Annotated in this window: 19 protein-coding genes; 5 read left to right on the top strand and 14 right to left on the bottom strand. The window is 69.2% G+C overall.

Features of this window, described 5'->3' with window-relative positions; genetic code table 11:
- Window positions 1–196: 196 nt before the first annotated feature.
- Window positions 197–940: a LytR/AlgR family response regulator transcription factor gene (locus OZ403_RS08200; RefSeq protein WP_268783855.1), complete on the bottom strand. Its 744-nt coding sequence runs from the start codon at window positions 938–940 to the stop codon at window positions 197–199.
- A complete protein-coding gene (locus OZ403_RS08195) occupies window positions 906–2048 on the bottom strand; it encodes a sensor histidine kinase (RefSeq protein WP_268783854.1) in 1143 nt (380 codons plus the stop codon). Before OZ403_RS08195 ends, OZ403_RS08200 begins: the two co-directional genes overlap by 35 nt.
- Window positions 2049–2275: 227 nt before the next feature.
- Here OZ403_RS08195 and OZ403_RS08190 point away from each other — a divergent pair, with 227 nt between their 5' ends.
- Window positions 2276–3637, top strand: coding sequence for an IS701 family transposase (locus OZ403_RS08190; RefSeq protein WP_268782815.1), 1362 nt, complete (start codon window positions 2276–2278; stop codon window positions 3635–3637).
- 18 nt (window positions 3638–3655) lie between these two features.
- The gene (locus OZ403_RS08185; protein WP_140788806.1) at window positions 3656–4381 is read left to right on the top strand and encodes a DUF2652 domain-containing protein; all 726 of its coding nucleotides are present in this window, start codon (window positions 3656–3658) and stop codon (window positions 4379–4381) included.
- Window positions 4382–4473: 92 nt separating this feature from the next.
- On the opposite strand, the gene OZ403_RS08180 is transcribed toward OZ403_RS08185, so the two are convergent.
- Complete coding sequence (locus tag OZ403_RS08180) at window positions 4474–5007, bottom strand: DinB family protein (RefSeq protein WP_140788804.1); 534 nt, start codon at window positions 5005–5007, stop codon at window positions 4474–4476.
- A gap of 77 nt (window positions 5008–5084) precedes the next feature.
- On the opposite strand from OZ403_RS08180, the gene OZ403_RS08175 reads away from it, so the two are divergent.
- Window positions 5085–5618 carry an O-acetyl-ADP-ribose deacetylase gene (locus OZ403_RS08175; RefSeq protein WP_140788801.1) on the top strand — a complete coding sequence of 178 codons (534 nt, stop codon included), beginning with the start codon at window positions 5085–5087 and terminating at the stop codon, window positions 5616–5618.
- Here OZ403_RS08175 and OZ403_RS08170 read toward each other — a convergent pair.
- From OZ403_RS08170 to OZ403_RS08135, 8 genes are all read right to left on the bottom strand, one after another.
- Window positions 5588–6292, bottom strand: coding sequence for a lysoplasmalogenase (locus tag OZ403_RS08170; RefSeq protein ID WP_268783853.1), 705 nt, complete (start codon window positions 6290–6292; stop codon window positions 5588–5590). The genes OZ403_RS08175 and OZ403_RS08170 overlap by 31 nt on opposite strands.
- A 182-nt stretch (window positions 6293–6474) precedes the next feature.
- Entirely contained in the window at window positions 6475–7431 is a 957-nt protein-coding gene (locus tag OZ403_RS08165) for an alpha/beta fold hydrolase (protein ID WP_268783852.1), read from the bottom strand.
- 54 nt (window positions 7432–7485) lie between these two features.
- Complete coding sequence (locus OZ403_RS08160) at window positions 7486–7941, bottom strand: Rrf2 family transcriptional regulator (protein WP_268783851.1); 456 nt, start codon at window positions 7939–7941, stop codon at window positions 7486–7488.
- Window positions 7942–8017: 76 nt separating this feature from the next.
- Window positions 8018–8563 (bottom strand): hypothetical protein, encoded by a 546-nt coding sequence (locus OZ403_RS08155; RefSeq protein WP_268783850.1) that lies wholly within the window; start codon window positions 8561–8563, stop codon window positions 8018–8020.
- 53 nt (window positions 8564–8616) lie between these two features.
- A complete protein-coding gene (locus OZ403_RS08150; RefSeq protein ID WP_328285512.1) occupies window positions 8617–9552 on the bottom strand; it encodes a hypothetical protein in 936 nt (311 codons plus the stop codon).
- A 351-nt stretch (window positions 9553–9903) separates the two neighbouring features.
- Window positions 9904–11976 (bottom strand): ArnT family glycosyltransferase, encoded by a 2073-nt coding sequence (locus OZ403_RS08145; protein ID WP_268783848.1) that lies wholly within the window; start codon window positions 11974–11976, stop codon window positions 9904–9906.
- A 57-nt stretch (window positions 11977–12033) separates the two neighbouring features.
- A complete protein-coding gene (locus tag OZ403_RS08140) occupies window positions 12034–12225 on the bottom strand; it encodes a UDP-glucose/GDP-mannose dehydrogenase family protein (RefSeq protein WP_257792135.1) in 192 nt (63 codons plus the stop codon).
- Window positions 12206–13306, bottom strand: coding sequence for an NAD-dependent epimerase/dehydratase family protein (locus OZ403_RS08135; RefSeq protein ID WP_140797596.1), 1101 nt, complete (start codon window positions 13304–13306; stop codon window positions 12206–12208). The genes OZ403_RS08140 and OZ403_RS08135 overlap by 20 nt, the downstream gene beginning before the upstream one ends.
- A gap of 299 nt (window positions 13307–13605) precedes the next feature.
- Between OZ403_RS08135 and OZ403_RS08130 the strand changes: the two genes are divergently transcribed.
- Window positions 13606–15504, top strand: coding sequence for an APC family permease (locus tag OZ403_RS08130; RefSeq protein ID WP_268783847.1), 1899 nt, complete (start codon window positions 13606–13608; stop codon window positions 15502–15504).
- On the opposite strand, the gene OZ403_RS08125 is transcribed toward OZ403_RS08130, so the two are convergent.
- Window positions 15497–16477, bottom strand: coding sequence for a hypothetical protein (locus tag OZ403_RS08125; RefSeq protein ID WP_162520981.1), 981 nt, complete (start codon window positions 16475–16477; stop codon window positions 15497–15499). The two genes, OZ403_RS08130 and OZ403_RS08125, sit on opposite strands and share 8 nt — an antisense overlap.
- 296 nt (window positions 16478–16773) lie before the next feature.
- Between OZ403_RS08125 and OZ403_RS08120 the strand changes: the two genes are divergently transcribed.
- Complete coding sequence (locus OZ403_RS08120) at window positions 16774–17004, top strand: hypothetical protein (protein WP_140873750.1); 231 nt, start codon at window positions 16774–16776, stop codon at window positions 17002–17004.
- 9 nt (window positions 17005–17013) lie between these two features.
- Here the strand turns inward: OZ403_RS08120 and OZ403_RS08115 are convergent, their stop codons facing one another.
- The gene (locus tag OZ403_RS08115; RefSeq protein ID WP_268783845.1) at window positions 17014–17643 is read right to left on the bottom strand and encodes a GNAT family N-acetyltransferase; all 630 of its coding nucleotides are present in this window, start codon (window positions 17641–17643) and stop codon (window positions 17014–17016) included.
- A 147-nt stretch (window positions 17644–17790) separates the two neighbouring features.
- Window positions 17791–20391 (bottom strand): right-handed parallel beta-helix repeat-containing protein, encoded by a 2601-nt coding sequence (locus OZ403_RS08110; protein ID WP_268783844.1) that lies wholly within the window; start codon window positions 20389–20391, stop codon window positions 17791–17793.
- Window positions 20392–20464 lie beyond the last annotated feature (73 nt).

Raw genomic sequence — 20464 nt, 5'->3', positions numbered from 1 at the left:
ACGTGCGACAAGTGAAGACACACGCACCCAGACTCCTGCGGAGAAGCCCTCGTGCACCAGTTCGGTCTAGATGAGCGAGCGGGAGATAGAATTGAATGGCAATTCCTGGCAACACACCCCTGCCAGAAACCCGCATTGCTGAAAGCGATAGCTGGGAACACGACACCCGCCCCGTCCCGGAGTCGGGCGGGCGCGGCTATCCAAACCGCTCGCGGAGCACGGCCGCGTGGCTCCGGCTGAGCGGCAGCGGTTCCGGGACGCCGCGCAGGAACACGTCCCCGCTTCCCCCCAGGCCCCGGTCCACGCGCTCGACGAAGGTCAGGTTGACCAACGCGGAGCGGTGGATGCGCGCGAAGGTGCGCGCGGGAAGCCGCAGCTCCCACTCCTTCAAGGGACGCGGCGAGAGCGTACGCAGGCCATCCGCCGTGACGACCTCCGCGTAGTCCCCCGCCCCGCACAGGCAGACAAGCTGGTCCACCCGCACGAACCGGGACTTCGCGCCGTTCTCCAGGAACAGCATGTCGCCCTCGACGAGCTTCTGGCGAACGGGGCCCGGGGCGGGCGCGGGCCTTCCCTGTTCCCGGACCGTGAGCCGCGCCAGCGTCCGCGCGAGCCGCTCCGGATGGACGGGCTTGAGCAGATAGTCCAGCGCGTTGACCTCGAAGGCCCGCAGCGCATGCGCGTCATGGGCCGTCACGAAAATCACGTCGAAGGGACACTCGGGCAGCCGGGACAGGAGCTCGAAGCCCCCCTCCCCCGGCATCTGCACGTCCAGGAACAGCAGCGACGGCCGCAGCGCCTCGATTTGCGCGAGCGCGGAGGCCACCCCATCCGCTTCCCCCACCACCGTCACCTGTGCGTGGGGCGCCAGCAGCTCTCGCAGCTCCGCTCTCGCCAGCCGTTCGTCATCCACCAGCAAGGCGCGCAACGGGAACGTCATGGGACTCCTCGGTGATGATGGGCGACCATGCCACGGCCGGGATTTCAATGGTGATGTGGACCCAGCCGTCCTTCTCCTCGGACGACAGGTGCGCGCGCTCCTGGAAGAGCTGCGCCAGCCGCTCGCGCACGTTGCGCAGGCCCGTGCCCGTGCCCTGTGGCTCCGGCGCGTTCGCCGGTGGCGCCCATCGGCCGGAGTTGGCCACCCGGATGCGGAGGACGTCCTGTTCCCGGGCTACGTCGACCCGCACGCGGACGGGCAGCTCCCCCGAGGCCATGCCGTGCTTCACCGCGTTGTCCACGAGCGGTTGGATGAGGAACGCGGGGATGGAGAGCTGCTCGGTGCCGGGCATCACCGACAGGCGCACGTCCAGCTTCTCCTCGAACCGAACGGATTCGATGCTCAGGTAGCTGCGCACCATGGCGAGCTCCTCCTCCAGCGGGACCTGAGGTGCATCCCCCTTCTGCAGGGAGAAGCGCAGGAAGTCCGCCATCTCCGTCACCATCCGCCGGGCGCGCGCGGGGTCCTCCGCAATCAGGGCGCGCACGGAGGTGAGCGCGTTGAACAGGAAGTGCGGATGCATCTGGTGACGCAAGGACGCGAGCCGGGCCTCCTGCGCGAGCGTGTCCGCCCGGAGCGCCCGTTCCCGCTCCAGCCGCCACGCACGGGCGTGCTTGATGCCGAAGTACAGCCCGCTCCACCCCAGCAGCGTGACGGCATAGTCGAGCGCATACCGGGGGAAGCTGCGGCGATGCTCCATCCAGCGGTAGGTCTCCGAGTAGTACCAGCTCGCCCAGAGCTCCCCCAGGCCCATCCAGAGACATCCAAAGGCCGCGCTCGCCACCATGGACCAGACCGCCTGGCGCCGGAACGTTCCGGGGAAGAGCGGCCGGTAGCACAGCCGCATCAGGCTGGTGATGAGCAGGCCGTAGGCCGCACGGGCCCCCTTCGCCAGAACGAGGCGCATCTCGCCGTCGGCGGCTGAAATGGGGAGGAAGGTGACGATGAGCAGAAGCGCATAGAGCCCCCATCCCCCGAGCTGCACGGACCAGAAGGAGGGGGCGGAAGCCAGCCGGCGAAGCATGGGCTGGAGCCTAACCGACGGCATGGCCTCAAACCCTTCAGCGCCGGGGGGGGGGGTGGACCTGGCACGGAACGAAGGCTAGGGGGTGACGTGGCCGGCTTCGTGGGCGCATCTGCGAAGACACGGAGCCGTCGGTGAAGGGCTCCGTCCCGTCGGTGAGCGTTCCAGTCTTGCTCGCGCCAGCTTCCGGACGCCGTGTTAGTACTACCCGGTCAGATGAATCGGGCGCGGTCGCCCCGTGTTGACGGAGCATGACGCCTGCCCAGTTACGCAAGCTTGACCGGGAGCTGAGCGAGTTCCTGGACTCGATGACGGAGGGAATGGGCCGGACCGAGAGACGTCGCGCGCTCGGCGGCTACCTCACCGGACTGCTGCTCGACGGAGAACGCAAGAGCATCGAGCCCATGGCGGCCCGGCTCGTCGGAGCGCCCGAGCAGACAGAAGCCATGCGTCAGCGGCTTCAGCAGTGCGTGTCCGGCGCGGCTTGGGACGACTCCGAAATGCGACGACGCCTGGCGCGGAAATTCGAGCGCGAGCTGCCGGGCCTGGAGGCCCTCGTCATTGACGACACGGGCTTCCCAAAGAAGGGCGTGCATTCGGTGGGGGTGGCGCGCCAGTACTCGGGCACCCTGGGGCGGACGGAGAACTGCCAGGTGGCTGTCAGCCTGCATGTTGCTGGAGAGAAGGGCAGCGGCTGCATCGCCATGCAGCTGTACCTACCTGAGGAGTGGACGCGCAGCAGGAAGCGCTGCAAGGCCGCGGGTGTCCCGTCTGGAGTGAAGTTTCAGAAGAAGTGGCGGATAGCGCTGAGCCAGCTGGATGACGCCCTGGCGTGGGGCGTGCGCCGGCACCTCGTCCTGGCCGATGCCGGGTACGGCGACGCGCGAGAGTTCCGCGACGGCGTGCGCGAGCGGGGGCTGCATTACCTGATGGGCGTGCAGGGCTCGCACAAGGTGTGGCCGCCCGGCGCCAAGCCGCGCAAGCCCGAGAGGGAGCCGGGCCAGAACGGGCGCCCGCGCACGCGCTACGTGGCCGAGGGCGTGCAGCCCTGGGCCATCGAGGAGTTGGCGCGTCAACTTCCCAAGGAGGAATTCCAGACAGTCTCTTGGCGTGAGGGCAGTCGGGGCGAGCAGTCCTCCCGCTTCGCCGCCGTGCGCGTGCGGACGGCGGAGCGGCACGTCCAGCGAGCTGCGCCGAGTGAAGAGGTGTGGCTGCTCATCGAGTGGCCCCAGGAGGAGAAGGCGCCGTCGAAGTACTCGCTCTGCTCGCTGCCCGCGAACACGCCGCTCAAGGAGTTGGTGCGCTTGTCCAAGCTGCGCTGGAGAGTGGAGCGCGACTACCAGGAACTCAAAGGCGAGGTGGGGCTTGACCACTTCGAGGGGCGAGGGTGGCGAGGCTTCCACCACCACGCCACCCTCTGCATGGTCGCCCACGGATTTCTCGCGCTCCGCCGAGCGCTTTTCCCCCCGGAGGAGAACACGCTGGACGCTGCCCGAGGTGCGCCGCCGCCTTCAGTACCTGCTGCTGCGCCGCATCGGCCACTGCCCCCTCTGCCTGCGCCATATCAGCGCCCGCGCACCTCCTCGGGGGCCGTCACGCATGTGACCGGGTAGTATTAGGGTGGCCGCCGCATGGCGATAGAGAAGGCGCTTCTGCTCATCGCGGATATCGGCGGGTACACCCGCTTCATGAGTCACCATCGCTTCAGCCTCGCGCACGCGCAGGAGACGGTGGCGCAGCTGCTCGAGGCCGTCATTGATGCCTCGGGTCCGCTCAAGCTCGCCAAGCTCGAAGGAGACGCGGCGTTCTTCTATGCCGTGGGCGACGACTTTCCCGCATTCGCCCGGCAGGTCGCGGACATCCGCCGCGCCTTCGTTTCACGGCGAGAGCAGTTCATCGTCGACCGCATGTGCAAGTGCGACGGCTGCATGCAGGTCAGCGCCCTGACGCTCAAGTTCGTGGCCCACGCCGGCGAGGTCGCCTTCCAGCGCGTGAAGCACCTCACCGAGCTGGCGGGCGTGGACGTCATCCTGGTGCACCGGATGCTGAAGAACGACGTCCCCGTCACGGAGTATGTCCTGATGACCGACGCCGTGCACCAGGGGCTCGCGCCGGAGCTCCGTCAGCTCACCCAGGGGCTGGAGCACGACTTCGAGGGCATGGGGCGCACGGCGACGCACTACCTGGACCTGAACGCGTTCGTCCTCGCGGCGCCCGAGCCCGTGCGCCCGAGCCTGCCGCGCAAGCTCTGGGCCAAGCTGAAGCTGGAGCTGAGCTCGATGAAGTACGTGCTGGGCATCAAGCAACCCTGCGAGGACTTCCGCAACGTCGAGGTCGTGGACGCCCAGAAGCCGTAGCGGGCGCCCCGCCTCAAGGGGTGGGCGCGTCGGCGTCACGGTGCAACGCGGAGAAGTACGGTGCCGCCATTCCCCGCGCGTCATGCGACGCGTTACCCTGGCGGCCGGGGCGCAACGGCCAGGACGAAGCGCGCGTAGCCAATCTCCGCCGCGTTCTTCATCAACTCCAGGCTGGCCCAGGCCACGATGTCCCCGAAGGGCTTGCCTTGCAGCGGCCAACGCGTGCGCTCCGTGGAGCGGAGATCGTCGTCGCTGAGTTGCTCGATGGCGGCGCGCCACTCCGTGTACCGCCGCGAAATCAAGTCGCGCACGGCGTCCGCGGTGCCCGGCCACTCCACCTGCTCCCGCGTCAGGGTGGCATCCCCGAACGAGTGGTTGTGAACCATGGACCACCAGAACCCCAGGTGCCACGTGAGCCAGGCCACGCTCGCCGGCCCCAGGTCATAACCTTCATGTTCGGGCCACTCGGCATGCCACTTTCCATCCGGGCCCTGCTGGACATGGAGGCCCACGGACGCGGGCCGACGCAGGCAGTCCTCCGTGGTCAAGCCATCCAGGTGATAGAGGGTGAGCGCCCAGGCGATGTCGAGCTGCCCCAGGAGCGTGTCTCGGAGTGGGTTGGACATGGGCGCAGGATAGACCGTCGTCCCGCTGACCCGACAACGAACGTGTGCCAGGAGTTGAACCAGAAAGAGGGGATGACATGAGCGATGAGCGATTGGTGCTGATGCGTGGAGACATCACCCAGGTCCAAGCGGATGCGATTGTGAACGCGGCCAACTCCGCACTGTTGGGAGGCGGCGGTGTCGACGGGGCCATCCACCGCGCGGCGGGCCCCGGGCTTCTGGCCGAATGCCGAACCCTAGGCCGTTGCCCTCCGGGAGAAGCTCGCATCACCGGAGGCCATGCCCTTCCGGCCAGGCATGTCATCCATGCCGTGGGACCCGTGTGGCAAGGAGGAAGCAGCGGAGAGGAGACCGTGCTCGCGCGCTGCTACCGGCGGGCCTTCTCCCTGATGGAACAGCACGGCCTTGGCACCGTCGCCTTCCCGTCCATCTCCACGGGCGCCTATGGGTACCCCATTGAGCGGGCCGCGCGAATCGCCTTGCGCGAGATTCTGGCCGCGCTGCAGCGCATGCCGACCCTCCAGCGCGTCACCGTGGTGCTGTTCAGCGACAGGGACCTCGACGTGTACCAACGCGCACGTCAGGCGCTGGAGCCCAACCCTCCGGCATGAAGGGTTCGCGACGCGCCAGACTGACGGGGCTCGCGCGCGGATACAGCGATGCACCACTGCGCGGCCCAGTAACACAGCATGATGCCGTAGCCCGAGCCCGGCAGCGGGCGCACGAAGAGCTTGAGCGCCAGCAGTCCGTCACTGACGGCAAAGAGCAGCGCCCCCGCGAGCGCGAACCCCTGCGCGCGACGCGAAAGCCCCGGGCTCCCCAGCATGGCCCACGCCCGCCACGTCATCGTGCAGATGACGGCGACATAAGCCGTCACCGGGAGCGCCATCTCGCCCAGGTGGGGCCAGAGATAGACGCTGGCCCCCGCCGCCAGGAACACGAAGGGCAGCGCCCTGCCCCACCGCGGCTGGCGCGACACCGTGACGTACGCGGCGACGTAGCACACGTGCGCCAGCAGGAAGGCCCCCAGGCCCGGGAGGAACAGCCCCGGGCCCACGTCCAGCAGCACGTCTCCCAGCAGCGACAGCGCCAGTCCGGCGAATATCCACCGCCCGTAGCGTCCGCGCGGCGGCCACTGCCACAGGAGCAGACAGAGCATGGGCAGCGCCTTGGCTGCCACCCGGACGTCCGCACGGACCACGTCCAGCGCGAGGAGGTACCCCACCGCCCCCGCGGCCCCCACCGCCGCGAGGAACTTCGTCGCACTGCCAGACGCGCTGCGCATGGGCGGCACCTTACCCCGGCCGCCCGGCCGTGACGCTCAGGGACGCGGCGACTCCAGAATCTCCACGTTGGCAATCCAGTTGCGCTTCCGGCGCGCGAGCCGCGTCGCGGCATCCTCGTTGTCGAAGCTGCCCGAGCTGCGGCGAATCCGCGCCGGGTCGATGCCCTCGGAGGGCGCGCGGCTCAGGCCGGCAGCTTCTTCAGGAAGGCCAGCAGCGCGGCATTCACCTCGGCGGCGCGCTCCTGCTGAACCCAATGCCCCGCGCCGGGAACGACGTGGATGTCGGCCAGGTTCGGCACCAGGGACTTCATCGGGTCGACGGGCGAAAAGGCACGCACCGGGTCCTTCTCTCCAACGATGTAGAGCGCTGGCTGCGAGATGTCCGCCGTCGCCAGCTCAGGCAGTTCGTGCCAGTCCCGGTCCATATTGCGATAGCGATTGAGCCCGCCCCGGAATCCACTGCCGGCGAGCTCCTTCGCGAAGTACGCGACGTCCGCCTCGGTGAGCCAGTCGGGCAACGTCTCCGGCACGTCGAGCCCCGCGAGGAAGCCTCCCCCCTTCTTCTTCGCCAGCACGGCGGGATTCGTCACATCGAAGCCGGGGGTGCCCGTGAGAATCGTCCGGACCGTCCTCGGGACGTCCGCCTCGAACTCGGCCTCGGCCACGCCGGGCTCCTGGAAGTAGAGGATGTAGAACCACTTCTCACCGAACATGTGCTGGAACAACTGCATGGGCGGCATGGGCGCGCGCCCCAGATGGGGAACGCTCATTCCCACCACCGCACGGAAGCGGTCGGGATGCAGGGCGGCACAGTTCCAGGCGATCGCCGAACCCCAGTCGTGGCCGATGACGATGGCCGTCTTCTCCCCCTGCGCATCCAGCAAGCCAACCGCATCACCCACCAGCTGCTTCATGCTGTACGCCTCGATGGCCTCCGGCTTGTCGCTCTGGCCGTAGCCACGGACGTCTGGAGCCACCACGTGGTACCCCGCCGCCGCCAGCGCCGGAAGCTGATGGCGCCACGAGTACCAGGACTCCGGCCAACCATGCAGGAGCAACACGAGCGGCCCTGAACCCGCCTCCGCGATGTGCAGGTTGATGCCATTCGTCTTGACGGTTCGATGCGTGATGTCAGCCATGGGTGTGCTCCAGAGGTGACGGTACGGTGGGGGCGCACAATAGCGCCAGGCGCGTCAGGCATGAGGCTTGACGCGCCGCTTCACGGCACGAGCGTGACGGCGGCGAACGCCGCGTCCCAGGTCCGCCACGGACGTGCTGCGAAGGTGTTGCATGAGCAGCGCCGCGGCCTGGTCCAGCGCCTTTCCCAGCGCATCATTGACGGTCTGCTCCACGAGACAGCCCGGACTTTCATCATGGGGGCCGATACTGAAGAGCGTCGGCGTTCCGAGCGCTTCGTACACGTCCCCCAGCGTCACCGTGTCGAGCGTGCGCGCCAGCGACCACCCTCCCCCGTGCCCCTTCACCGAGGTGAGGATGCCTGCATCCCGAAGTCCGGCCATGGTCCGCCGGACCACCACGGGATTGGCCTTCAGCAGTCGCCCCATCGCCTCTGACGTCACCACGGGGCCCATGTCCTCCATGTGAAGGAGGACATGCAAGGCGACGGAGAGCCGACTGTCGCGTCTCATGCCACTTCATATGTGGCGTGAGACGCGGCCAGTCAAGCGATTCGGCAGGTGGGGTGGCTGGGTGGGGTGTCGTGACTCAGTAGTTGACCACGCCGTTGGGGAGCAGCAGGCGGTGGCTCCCCAGGTCCACGAGGGAGCGCGCCACGTCGAGCTGCACCACCGCGCGGCCACGCAGCGCCAGCTCGTGCACGGGCGCCTCGAAGGTGACCGGGGCGACGCTGGCGTCGACGAAGCCGGAGCCCTCCGCCCGGGCATAGCCGCCCAGCCCCTCCAGTTGGAACGTCACGCGGACGCGCTCCACGCCTTCCGGCACGTAGAAGTAGGCCACCAGGTGCGCGTGGTCGGCCTGGGCCACATCCACGCGGTCTTTCGCCAACTCCACCTTGAGCGGGACCCCATCCGCGGTGACGCGGACGGCACCGATGGGAAGCTCCAGCTTGTCGTAGCCTTCTGCCGCGGAGCCGCGGAGCCGCAGCTCGAAGCGCTGCCCATCCTCTGTCTGGACGGGGCCAGACGGAGCGGGCGGCTCGTCCTGGACGGAGTCGAGCCGTTCACTGCCCCCACCGCAGGCCGTCAGGGCGAGGGCCGCGCAAACGCACGTCGACAACATGATTTTCTTCATGGCGTGTCTTTCCTTGAATCTTGAAGGGAGTCTTGAAACGAATTGGGACCGGCTCAGGGCGAGCAGCTCTGGCCGGAGTTGGAGGTCGGGTCGACGGCGATCGCCTCCGCGGCCTGGGGCGTCGACGGACCAGGGATGAAGCCGGTCGGGAGCGGGAGCGAGTCGCAACCGTTGTTGAAGGCGTCCACGGGGTCGATGAGGCCCGAGATGACATCGCACTGGGTGGTGTTCAGGGCGGCAACCGCAGCCGTGAGGAGCGACGCCGGGTTGGGCGTCGCGCCGAACAGGCGCTGGTTGCAGATGCCCACCAGCGTCTGGCGCGCGAGCAGGAAGCGGAGCCGGTCCAGTTGGCTGCGCATCCCTCCCGCCGGGTACATGGCCGGGCTGCCCCACAGGATGCCTTCCGCGGCGGGCAGCGTGACGATGGTCCCGATGGCGCCCAGGTTGATGGGCCCCTGCGCCAGGCACTGCGTGAGCGTCAGGATGCGGTTCTTGTAGAAACCGAGCGTCCGCGTCGGGCCGGTGCACTCGACGGGAGGCGGCTCTTCCCGCTCGCACGTCAGGCGCGCCGAACACATGGCCGAGCCCAGGTCGAACGTCACCCTGAACGTGTTGTCGATGTGATTGTCCGCCACGCCATCCTGCGCGGCAATGGTCACGCACTCGTCATAGCTGCCGATTTGCAGCGCGAAGTTCGACGTCAGTGAGCCGTTGACGGGAATGCTCACCGGCGGCGGCGGTGAGAACGTGAAGCCCTCGCTCGACAGCACGTCATCGGTCGCCGTCAACAAGATGGACGGCAACGTCGGATGGACGTTGGTGACCTTGAAGCTGTAGTTCGCGGTGAAGGGATAATCGTCCGCCACCACCACCGACTGGCCATTGACCTTCTTTTCGCAAATCAGGTCGTGGGCATTCGCGACTCCGCTCCCGCCCACCACCACCGCACATACCGCTGCAACCCACTGCTGCTTCTGCTTCATCCGCATTGTTCCGACCTCGTTCATGAGCACCAGGCTCGGACGTGGCGGATTTCACCGTTTGTGCCATGTCTGGGAAGACGCGGGGCGACAAGCCCCTGACACAAGGATTCCCCATGGGAGGTAGGTGTTACGCCCTTCCTCTCGTCGAATGGAAAATCACATCCCACAGTGGGGACTGCACCGGTGGACATGAAGCAACATCAGGGCTCTGCGAGGAGGGTAATTGCCCCACCCGCGACCGTCCGCACACCCTGTTGACCTGGGCAAACGCTTCCCATGTCCCGCGAGATGCCTCGGCAGTGAAGTTCCCTGCACCCGACAGGCATTGGCCCCACGGGGCGTTGCGACGCTTTTTCCTCAGACGCCCGGGCGGGAGAACGTCACCCGCTGGCCGTTGGCGCCCAGCTCCAGATGCGTCACGTCGGCGCTGGGAGGCCCCAGCACGGGCACGATGAACCAGCTGGCGCGCCGCAGCGTGGCAGGCTGTCGCAGCGCGGCGCCGGGCGCCAGCATGCGCTCCACGCTCCCGCCCGGCCCGTGGAAGACGACGCGCAGCGCGCGAAGAGCACCATGGGCGCGGACGTAGAAGGCATACCGGTCACGGCCCCCACCCGCGTGGCCCGCCGCGACGCCAAGCACCTCCATGTCCTTCTCACGGAAGACCAGTGGCATGACCCCATCAGGCAGTGGCGCGGGTTCGGACCGGGGCGCCTCCAGGTCATAGGCTCGCAGCGCGGCATCCGGGGGCACACCGGGGACGGGGGCGTAGCGCTCCGCGAGCGGTGAGACGAGGTAGGGGTGATAGCCGCGCTTGCGAGCACTCACGATGTCTGGCGGCCGCCGGTACGCCATGCGGTTGCTCCAGAACATGAGGCTCAGGTACTCCATGGAGTTGGGCACGTCCGAGTCCTGCGCGAGGAAGAGGACACTGCGCGCTGGCGTCTGCTGTTCGAGCGCGCGCCCCACTTCGCGGGAGTAGGTGACGTACAGGTCGTCCAGGTGTTTGGATTGATAGTCTGCCTTCGCCTCCGGAAAGGTGACGGCCAGCAGCCACGCGAGCACGCCCGAGGCCAGGAGCCCCAGCCCCAGGGGCGCCCAGGACAGCTTTCGCGGCAGGCGCCAGCACACGAGCGCGACGAGCAGCGCCGCCGCCGCGGCCACGACCAGGCCCTCGGCGAGCCCGGGACGGGCTCGCGTCTGCGCCAGCACCGTGGGGAGCACGGCGCGGACATCACCGAGCACCGGCAGGTGCTTGACGAACCACGGCGTGGCGGCCGCCGCCAGGAGCGCCGCCGCGAGCGCGGGGTGTCGTCTGGCATCCGCGCCCGCGATGGCCAACGCGGCCAGGACGGCGGGCACCGCGCCCCAGGCAATGGCGGGGACCTTCACCACGCTCAGTGACAATACGAGCCAGGTGGCCCCCACCCACAACGCGAGCCCCACCACCTCGAGCTCTCGCCGACGCACCGCGCGCACCAGCAGCCACACGAAGGCGAGCAGCGGCAACGCAGCGGGCAGCGGCGCCAGGCTCTGGGTGTTGACCTCGTTCAGGAGGGCATCCACCGGCCGGTGCCAGGGCCCCACGTCCACCGTCGGGTCGGCGAAGAGGTGGGCGCGCGTCACCCGCGCCTCCAAGTCATGCAACTCCGGCCAGCGCCATGCGGAGTAGAAGCTCCATGGCGCCGCCAGGAGCACGGCGATGCCCACCATGGCCACCACCGTGCTGAACCTCGGCCCCGGACAGAAGCGCAGCCGGCCGAGCGCCCACAGCGTGGCCGCGATGCCCAGGGGCGTCAGCGCGAGCCCCGTCTTGCAAAGGAAGCCCAGCCCCACGGCCGCCCCTGCCGCCAGCCCCCACCGCCAGGAGCCCTGGCGCGTGGCGTGGAACAGGAGTGCCACCGCGACGGCGTTGCAGCCCGTCAGGGTGCAATCCGTCACATCGCCGAAGATGCGCCCCTGGACGAGCTGCCAGCCAAAGGGCATGGCGAGGAAGCCCGCCGCGCCCAACACGGCCCAGAAGCGCCCGGCCGGCCTGCGCGCGATGAGATAGATGGACACCGCCGCGGCCAGGTGCCCCAGGAGCGAGGCCAGCCGCAACGCCAGCGGCGTCACGCCCACCACGTGCATCATCAGCGCGCCGAACCAGAAGGGCCCGGTGGGCTTGTGCATCCACACGTGCGCGGCCCACCAATGGCGCGGGTCCGCGGGAAAGACCGGGTCCTTGTAGATGTGCGGCGTGAAGAAGGCGTCGTGCGTGCCGCGCGCGGCGGCCTGATGCATCGCCTCGTCCCAGATGTAGATGGCCGGATGCGCCAGGTGGGGCGCGAGCTGAGTCAATCCCCAGACGACGAGCGCCACGATGAGCAGTCCATCGAGACGCTTTTGAAAGACATCGGGGAGCGCGGCGGCAGTCGGGGCGTCGGTGCTCATCGGGGCGATGCGTGGGGATAACACCCCAAGCCCGCCAGAGTCACCCGGAGCCGTGCGTCAGTCGCGCCCGATGCCAATGTAGGTGAAGCCATCGCTCCGGGCGAACCGAGGGTCGAGCACGTTGCGACCATCGAAGATGATGGGGCGGCGCATCAAGGCGCGGAGCCGCTTGAGGTCCGGGCGGCGGAGCTCGTTCCATTCCGTGACGAGGAAGCGGACGGCGCGTCGTCTAACCTGCGTGGACCTCACGCGCCCCTCCCTGCCCGGACGCCACCGGCCGCCCGAGCATCAGGGTCCGCAGCCAGTCGTGGAGCCGGTCCACGCCCTCGGCGACTCCCACCTGGGGCGCCCACCCCGTGGCTGCCTGGAACTTGCGGGTGTCGGAGACGTAGTAGCGCCGGTCCCCCGTCCGCCAATCCTCGAACTGGAGCGCGGGCCGCAGGCCGGTGCGCTGTGAGATGAGGCCCAGCAACTCCAGCAGGCTCACCGTCCGCGACGGGCCGCCGCCGATGTTGAAGGCCTGCCCCTTGAGCCGTCCGATGTGCTGCTGCGCCAGGCCGAGCGCCCGCACCAGGTCGCCCACGTCGAGGATGTCCCGCACCTGCTTGCCATCCCCGTAGAGCGTGAGGGGCCGGCCTTCGAGCATGCGCAAGAGGAAGTGCGCCACCCAGCCCTGGTCCTCGGTGCCGAACTGCCGGGGGCCGTAGATGCAACTCATCCGGAACACCACCGTCCGCAGCCCGTAGGCCCGCGCGTAGTCGAGCACGTACTGGTCCGCCGCGCCCATGGAGCAGCCATAGGGGCTCTCGAAGTCCAGCGGGCAGGCCTCCCCCACGCCGTGACCGCGCAGGCCCGCGTCCCGAGGCTCGTAGCGGCTGGGCTTCTGGACGAGCTCCACGCCCGGCATGCAGCCGTAGACCTTGTTGGTGGAGGTGAAGACGAGCGAGGCGGGCCGCTCCATGGCACGCAGCGCCTCCAGCACGTTCAGGGTGCCGCCCGCGTTGACCTCGAAGTCGGTGACGGGCGTCTCCAGGCTGGTGGTGACAGCCACCTGGGCCGCGAAGTGGAAGACCTGGCTGGCGCCGACGACGGATTGCTTCACCGCATAGGCATCCCGTACGTCCGCCGTCATCACCTCCAGCCGGGCGCCATGCCGAGCCTGGAGCCAACGCAGGTTGTGCACCGCGCCGGGGCGCGTCAGGTTGTCGACGACGCGCACGGTCCGCCCCTCGGACAGGTAGTGGTCCGCCAGGTTGGAGCCGATGAAGCCGGCCCCACCGAAGATGACCGTCCTGCCCCCATCCACCTTCCAAGGTTCCGCCGCGCTCATACGGTCAGCCCTCGCGCCTCGAGTTCCGCGCGCGCCTCCGCCACGCGGTCCGTCGCCACCTGGTCTTCTAGCCACTAGCCACGACGACAGCTCCGCGAGCCCGTCGTGGAAGGAAACCCGGGGTGCGTACCCCAGCAGCTCACGCGCCAGGGAGATGTCCGCGAAGCAGTGACGGATGTCGCCCATGCGATAGCGACCCGTCACCGCGGGGCGGAGGCCGGGGCGGCCCATCACCTCCGCGGGCGCATGACCCGTCGCCTGTCGGAGCCCCCTCGGGCGCGCGGCACTACCTTTCAGGCATGTCCCTGCGGCAGCTCCTGTTCGGCAGGCCCATCTCGAACGAGCAGGCGGAAGAGGAGAAGATAGGTCCGCTGACCGGTATCCCCGTGCTCGGGCTGGACGCGCTGGCCTCCGCCGCCTACGGGCCCGAGGCCGCGCTCACCGTCCTGCTCGTGCTGGGCAGCGCCGGGCCGCGGTACATCGGCCTGATCACCAGCATCATCGTGGCGCTGCTGCTCGTGGTGCAGTTCTCCTACCGGCAGACCATCGCCGCGTATCCCGACGGCGGCGGCTCGTTCTCCGTGGCCCGCGCCAACCTGGGCGTGAGGCCCGCGCTGCTCGCGGCCGCCGCACTGGGACTGGACTACGTGCTCAACGTCGCGGTGGCCATCTCAGCCGGCGTGGGCGCGCTCGTCTCCGCCATCCCCAGCCTGTTCCCCCACACCCTGCTCCTGTGCCTGGTGCTGCTTGGCCTCATCATGGTGGTGAACCTGCGAGGCATCCGCGCCGCGGGCATGGCCTTCCTGCTGCCCACCTACCTGTTCGTCGGCTGCCTGGGCATCACCCTGCTCACGGGCGTCTGGAAGGTGCTCACGTCCGTTGGAAGTCCCGTCCCCGTCGTCGCCCCACCCAGGCTCCCGGAGAGCACGGCCACGGCGAGCCTCTGGCTGCTGATGCACGCCTTCGCGAGCGGCTGCACGGCGATGACGGGCATCGAGGCCGTCAGCAACGGCGTGCCCATCTTCCGCGAGTCCCGCGTGCGCAACGCGCGCCGGACGTTGATGTGCATCGTGAGCATCCTGGTGATGCTGCTCGGCGGCGTGGCGTGGCTGAGCCATGCCTATGACATCGGCGCGACCGCGCCGGGCCAGGCCGGCTACCAGAGCGTGCTGTCCCAAATCGTGGCCGCGGTCACCGGGCGCGGTGCCTTCTACTACGTGACGCTGGCGGCCATCGTCTGCGTGCTCTGCCTGTCCGCCAACACGAGCTTCGCGGACTTCCCCCGCCTGTGCCGCGCGCTGGCGCTCGACAGCAACCTGCCTCCGGCGTTCGCCCACGTGGGCCAGCGCCTCGTGTACTCCACGGGCATCGTCACCCTGACCCTGATGGCCGCCGTGCTGCTGGTGGTGTTCAACGGCGTGACGGACCACCTCATCCCGCTGTTCGCGGTGGGGGCCCTGTCTGCCTTCACGTTGTCCCAGCTCGGCATGGTCATGCACTGGCGGCGCCTGGGCGGGCACGGCACGCGGCGGTTCCAGTGGGTGAATGGCGTGGGCGCGGCCTGCACCGCCGTGGCGCTGTGCGTGGTGGCGGCGGCCAAGTTCGAGGAGGGCGCCTGGCTGACCGTCGTCTTCATTCCCCTGTCCTATGCGCTGCTCCGGACCTCGCGGCGCCACGCCGAGCGCGTCCGCGCCGCCACCGAGACACTCCACCCCATCCCGGTGCAGGCGCTCGCCGCGCCCGTGGTGGTGGTGCCCCTCCGGCGCCTGGACCGGGTGGCGCAGAAGGGCTTGCGGCTGGCCCTGTCCATGTCCCCGGATGTGTACGCCGTGCAGGTCCTAGGACAACCGGACGCACCGGAGCAATTGGCGCGGCGCTGGGAGTGGCAGGTGGCCGCCCCCCTTCGGAAGGCCGGACGGCCCGTGCCACGACTGGACGTGCTCGTGCCGACCTATCGCCAGGTCATGGACCCGTTGCTGGGCTACGTCCGGAAGCTCGCCGCGGAGCATCCGGGCCGGTTCATCGCGGTGCTGGTGCCGGAGCTCGTCGAGCGCCGCTGGCACCACTTCATCCTCCCCAGCCACACCGCCACGCTGTTGAAGATGATGCTCCTGGTTCGCGGCGGGCCCCGCGTCGTCGTCATCAACGCGCCCTGGTACCTGCGCGAATCCTCGGGCCGGCGGGGGCGGCTCAGATGAGGTTCTTCATGCGGACGACCAGGTTCTTGTCGCTGCTCCCCAGCGTGCTCGCATCGTCCGTGGGGATGACGTAGCCCTCATCGGCGCCCACATGCTTCCGGTAGAAGTCCACGACGCCAGCGTCCTGGACGTTGGACGTGGTGCTCTTCTTGATGCCATACACGGAGCCGTCCGCGTTGCGCGCCTTGATGGAATCCGGCGCGGCGGACAGCAGGTCATCGTGCGTGCCCGACACCCGGCCGCCCTCCTCGGGCTGCATCGTCATCGAGGCGTTGTGGCCCTCGATGTAGCTCACGTCGTAGTACGTCTTTCCGAAGCTCCCGTCGAACTTGACCTCGCCCAGCGTGGCCGCGCTGCCGTCACCGGACGTGCTCCGGAAGTTGCCGGACCAGTTCTCCGGGAACTGAAGCGTCTGCGTCTTGCCCGGCGCCAGGGTGACGGAGTCCAGCTCCTTCTCCCCCGCGTTGGGTGTGAACTTGATGGTCATCGGCGTGTTGCCGTCGTTGGTGAAGGTGATGGTGTTGCCGTCCTTCGACACGCCCGGCGCGCCCGTGGGGCCCGCGACGGCCTTCGCCTGCGAGCCGGCCGGAGCGGCGGGGGCAGCCGGAGCGGCCGGCGCTGGCTCGAAGCGGTCCACAGCCCGGTTGGCGGGCGCGCTGCCCGGGCCCTTCGCCTCGGAGACCGGGTGAGCGCTGCCCTGCGGACGCTGGGCGCCCTCACCGCCCAGCACGCGGGTGGCCTCCGTCAACAGTTGGGCCAACCGGGAGAGATTCTGCGCCAGCGCCTCCACGCCCTGCCCCTTCGCCGCCCCCTTCGGGCCATCGAAGCCGTCCAGCTGGAACAGCTGCCGCAACGGGTCCATCTGCCCCGCCCCCGTCATGGACTGCCGTGGCGTCGCGGGTCGCTCCATTCCGGAAGCGCGCTGGAGGGTGGGGCTGGAGACGCACGAACGGGAAACGGGGGAGAGCGCCATGGCGAGGGGTCCTCGGCTTGGGGTGGATGCAGCCACATTAAGCAGGCGCCGTGCCATCTCCCACCTTCCGACCGGCCTCCGCACAACTCATTGAAATCGCTCGGTGAGGGCGCTGATGGCGGCCACGTGGCCTCAATCCTGGAGGGCGGCGTCCTGGTGACTCTCGCACCTGCCTGGTGTTCGCAGTCACCACCCGGCGTGGGCCCCGTGTGCCGCTCGACACGCCCTCACCGCGGCCCTGGAATCCCACACACGGCACGCGGTTGAATACGCCCGTCGCTCACGGAGGTCCGCCCATGCGCCGTCTGGCCATCATTCCGCTCTTCGCGCTGTTCGGCTGCGGCTACGTGCAACTGGGTATCCCAGGAGGCGCTGTCGACCTGGGCTCGCCCCGGAACGCGAGGGTGGGCGTCTTGATTCGCCAGCCCGCGAATGAACCGCTGGAAGGAGAGCCGGAGCGCGAGGACAAGGCCCCTGACGCGCCGGTCCCGAGCAGCTCGGGCGCCGACACGACGCCGGCCCCCTGAGCAGAGGGCCTACAGCAGCTTCTGCCCCAGCACGTCGAACGCTTCCAGGTTGCTCGCGGCGGCGGGGCTCGACCGGTAGTCCTCCGCCAGGAGGGTCCAGAGCATGATGTCGCGCCACGAGCCGTCAGCGGCCTGGAGGCGCTGTCGCAGGGTGCCTTCGTGGGTGAAGCCCAGCTTGCGGGCCACCGCGACGCTCGGCACGTTGAGCGGGTCGCAGTGAATCTCCACCCGGCGCAGGCCATCCAGCTCGAACGCGACCCGGACGAGCGCCGCCGCTACTTCGGTCGCGAGCCCCTGACCGGTGTGCTGGGCCGCAATCCAATACCCTATCTCCCGGCCCCCCTCGCCCACGCGGGGATGCAGCCCGCAGCCGCCCAGGACCTCCGTCCCACCCCGGTCGAACACGGCATAGGTGAAGTCCTGTCCCAGGTCGAAGCTCCCGCGAAAGCGCCGCAGGACGGCGGCCTGCTGCTCCACGCTGATGGGGTAGTGCCGCGCCCAGTCCAACCAGGGGCGCAGGTGGTCGCGGCTGGCGTCGATGGCGCGGAGCGCACGCGCGGCGTCAGCGGGTGACCAGCAGCGGAGCAGGGTTCGTGCTGTCTGGAGGGTGTACGCAGGCCCGAAGGGAATCGGAGTCATGACGAACCAGTGGAAATAGAAGTGATTTTGGCCCCTTCCATCCCACGGAGTCTACGACAGAGACAGAAGCCAGACAGGCCCGGGGCCACGAGCAACGCGACGGCCACGGCAATGGCTTATTCAATGCCTCGACGCACTCCGTCCCGTCTAACGCACCACGTGCATCTGGGAGGCACTCACCCCGTCGCCTCGCACCCGCACCTCCAGGGCCCCTGCCTGTTCCGCGCGGAAATAGAACACCGCTTCCTGCTGCGGTCCCTCCAGGTCCATGGCGCCGCTGCCATTCAGAGGCACCAGGGCCTGCGTACACGCCGCGTTCCGGAAGAAGGTCACTCCTCCAACGTTCCCCTCCGCCTCCACCACCAGCAGGGACGAAGCCAGGGCGGACAGATTGCCCATGGCGTCCTGGCTCTGCACCACCAACGCCTCGGAGCACGCGCCCGCCGCCACGTCTTGCTGGGGTGTCAGGAAGGCCACCTGCGCCGCCGCGTCCGCCACCACGTCCACGTCGAAGGTAGCGCCCGGCAGGGTCTCCCTGGCATAGCCCGCGCCACTGATGCGGTTGCGGCTGATGACGTTGGCCCCGCCCAGGTCCGAGATGGCCGCCTGGTACGGCATGCCGTTCGCCACCACGTGGTGGCTCAACGTGTTCTCCACCACGAGCAGCCGTGAGGATTGCGCCAGCGGCCCGCCGTCCGCCTCCGCCTGCGACAGGTCGATGCCAATGTCGTTCGCCTCCAGTGTGTTGCCCTGGATGAGGACGTCCTCGCACACCAGGCCGCCGTAGTAGGCCCCACCCGCGACGAGGATGCCGGCCGCCACATAGCCGGTCCCCGTATAGACGTTGCCGGTGACGCGGTTGCCCAGCACCTGTCCCGTGGCACCGAAGCTCAGCTGGATGCCATTCCTGGCGATGATGGCCGACGGAGCGCCGCCCTCCACCACGTTGTCCTCCACGGCCACGTCCACCCGGCCCGAGGCCACGATGCCCGCCTTCTGGTAGCCCACGACGTGGTTGCGCAGGACCTCCACCTGGTCCACGCGGGACGCGTCCTGGGCGTTTCGCACCTCGATGGCCACGCCCTCCTGGCAGGCGCCCCGGCCCTCATCCTGATGCAGCGCGCGCACCTCGCTGTCGGTGACGGAGCCACTCGCCCCCATGAAACGGATGCCCGCGAGGCCAGCCTCGCCCGCGTCACACGCCAGCTCCGACAGGCCGCGCGCCTCCACCGTCACGTCGTGGACGTGGGCCGTGTCTCCCCGGTTGCGGAGCACCGCCCCCTGGAAGCGGCCGCCTTCGGGGTCCACCGCCGTCACCACGTGTCCGGCGCCGTCGAAGGTGACTCCATCCGGGATGTACAGCGTGCCCTCCGTCGTGCAGTCCGCCGTCAGCGTCACGCGGACGTTCTCCCACCGGGCGGAGCAGGGAGGAAACGCCCCACAGCGCCGGTCGTCCCAACGAATCCGGAACACGTGCGTCGCGCTCATCCCCGAGACATTCGTGACGGTGAGCCGCACGGAAGGCTCCACGTCCGCCGGGATACAGGACAGCGCGGACCAGGGCACCTCGCCCCGCGTCCCGTCCTGAGTGGCGGTTCCCAGGAGGCCGGTGTTCGCGGACCACTGGAAGGTGAGGGCCTCGCCGCGAGGGTCCTCCGCCACCGCCTGGAGCAGAACGGGCTCCGCGCCCAGTGCCTCCGTCCGCGACTGAGCCGTGGAGACGATGATGGGCGGCAGCCGCTGCACCACACACACGTCCACCGAGCCGACGTGCTCACCGCCACGGTCATCCCGCATCGTGACGTGGAACTGGCACGCACCACAGGCCCCCGAGGGCGGCGTGGCCGGCTTGAAGCGAGGCGACCGCGCGCTCGCGTCGTCAAAGGTGCCTTCGCAGGTGGCCGTCCACGCGTAGGTGAGCGTGTCTCCGTCCTCGTCCCGGCCTTCCGCCAGGAGTTGGAGGGCGTCGCCGTACTGGACCTCGCCGGAAGGGAGGGAGCCCAGCTCCACCATCAGCGGCCAGCGATTGAAGGCGGCCGCGCCGTCCGCGCCGAAGCCATGGTCCCGGGCCACCCGCACGGGGAAGTCCAGCGTGGCCCCCAGGCCCACCGCGTTCGTCACCTGGAGCGTCAACGTGACGAAGCCGGACACATCCGGCGCCGTCCAGACGGGCGCCACGGCGCTGGCGTCACTGAAGCTTCCAGCCGAGGCCCGCCAGGCATACGTGAGCGCCCCATTCCCGGACGCGGCCTCCGCCACCGCGCGCAGCGCCACCTCCCCTTCGGGCCGGACCTCCGCCAACGAGCCCAGCACCGCGTCGATGAAGGGCGCTCCGGGCACGCCGGAAACGGTGGCTCGCGGAAGCAGGACGACCAGCGCCGTCCGGTGTGCGTCCAGGCCCACGTTCGGGACATCGATGTGCGCCAGGACCTCACCGCCATCGCCTCGGACGGTGGCACTCGCCTCAGCCTCCCGTCCAGAGGCAATCCGTCGCACCAGCCCCTGCCACAGACCGTCGCCGCCAGACAGCACCGCGCCCGCCTCTTCCCCCTCCACGGGCGTGAGCGTGGCGCGGACCTCCGTGACGGACCCGGACGCCAGCGTGCGCGGCAGCACCACCATCACCCGCGCCGACGCGGAGGGCTCCAGGTGGATGGGCAACGGGTCCTCAGGGAGACACCCCGTCGTGGCCACCAGCATCAAGAGGCCCGCGAGGCGCCAGGGGCTCAGCGTGTCCAAGGGACTCATCACGGCATCCTCCAGGCGGGACAGGAATTCGAAACATTACCGGGTGCCTCCCGGTGGCGCGAGGAACCTGCCT

The organism is Myxococcus sp. NMCA1 (assembly GCF_026810205.1).
Classification (GTDB): Bacteria; Myxococcota; Myxococcia; order Myxococcales; family Myxococcaceae; genus Myxococcus; species Myxococcus xanthus_A.
The sequence above is the reverse complement of the archived record's forward strand: the minus strand, read 5'-3'. Positions and strand labels throughout refer to the sequence as shown.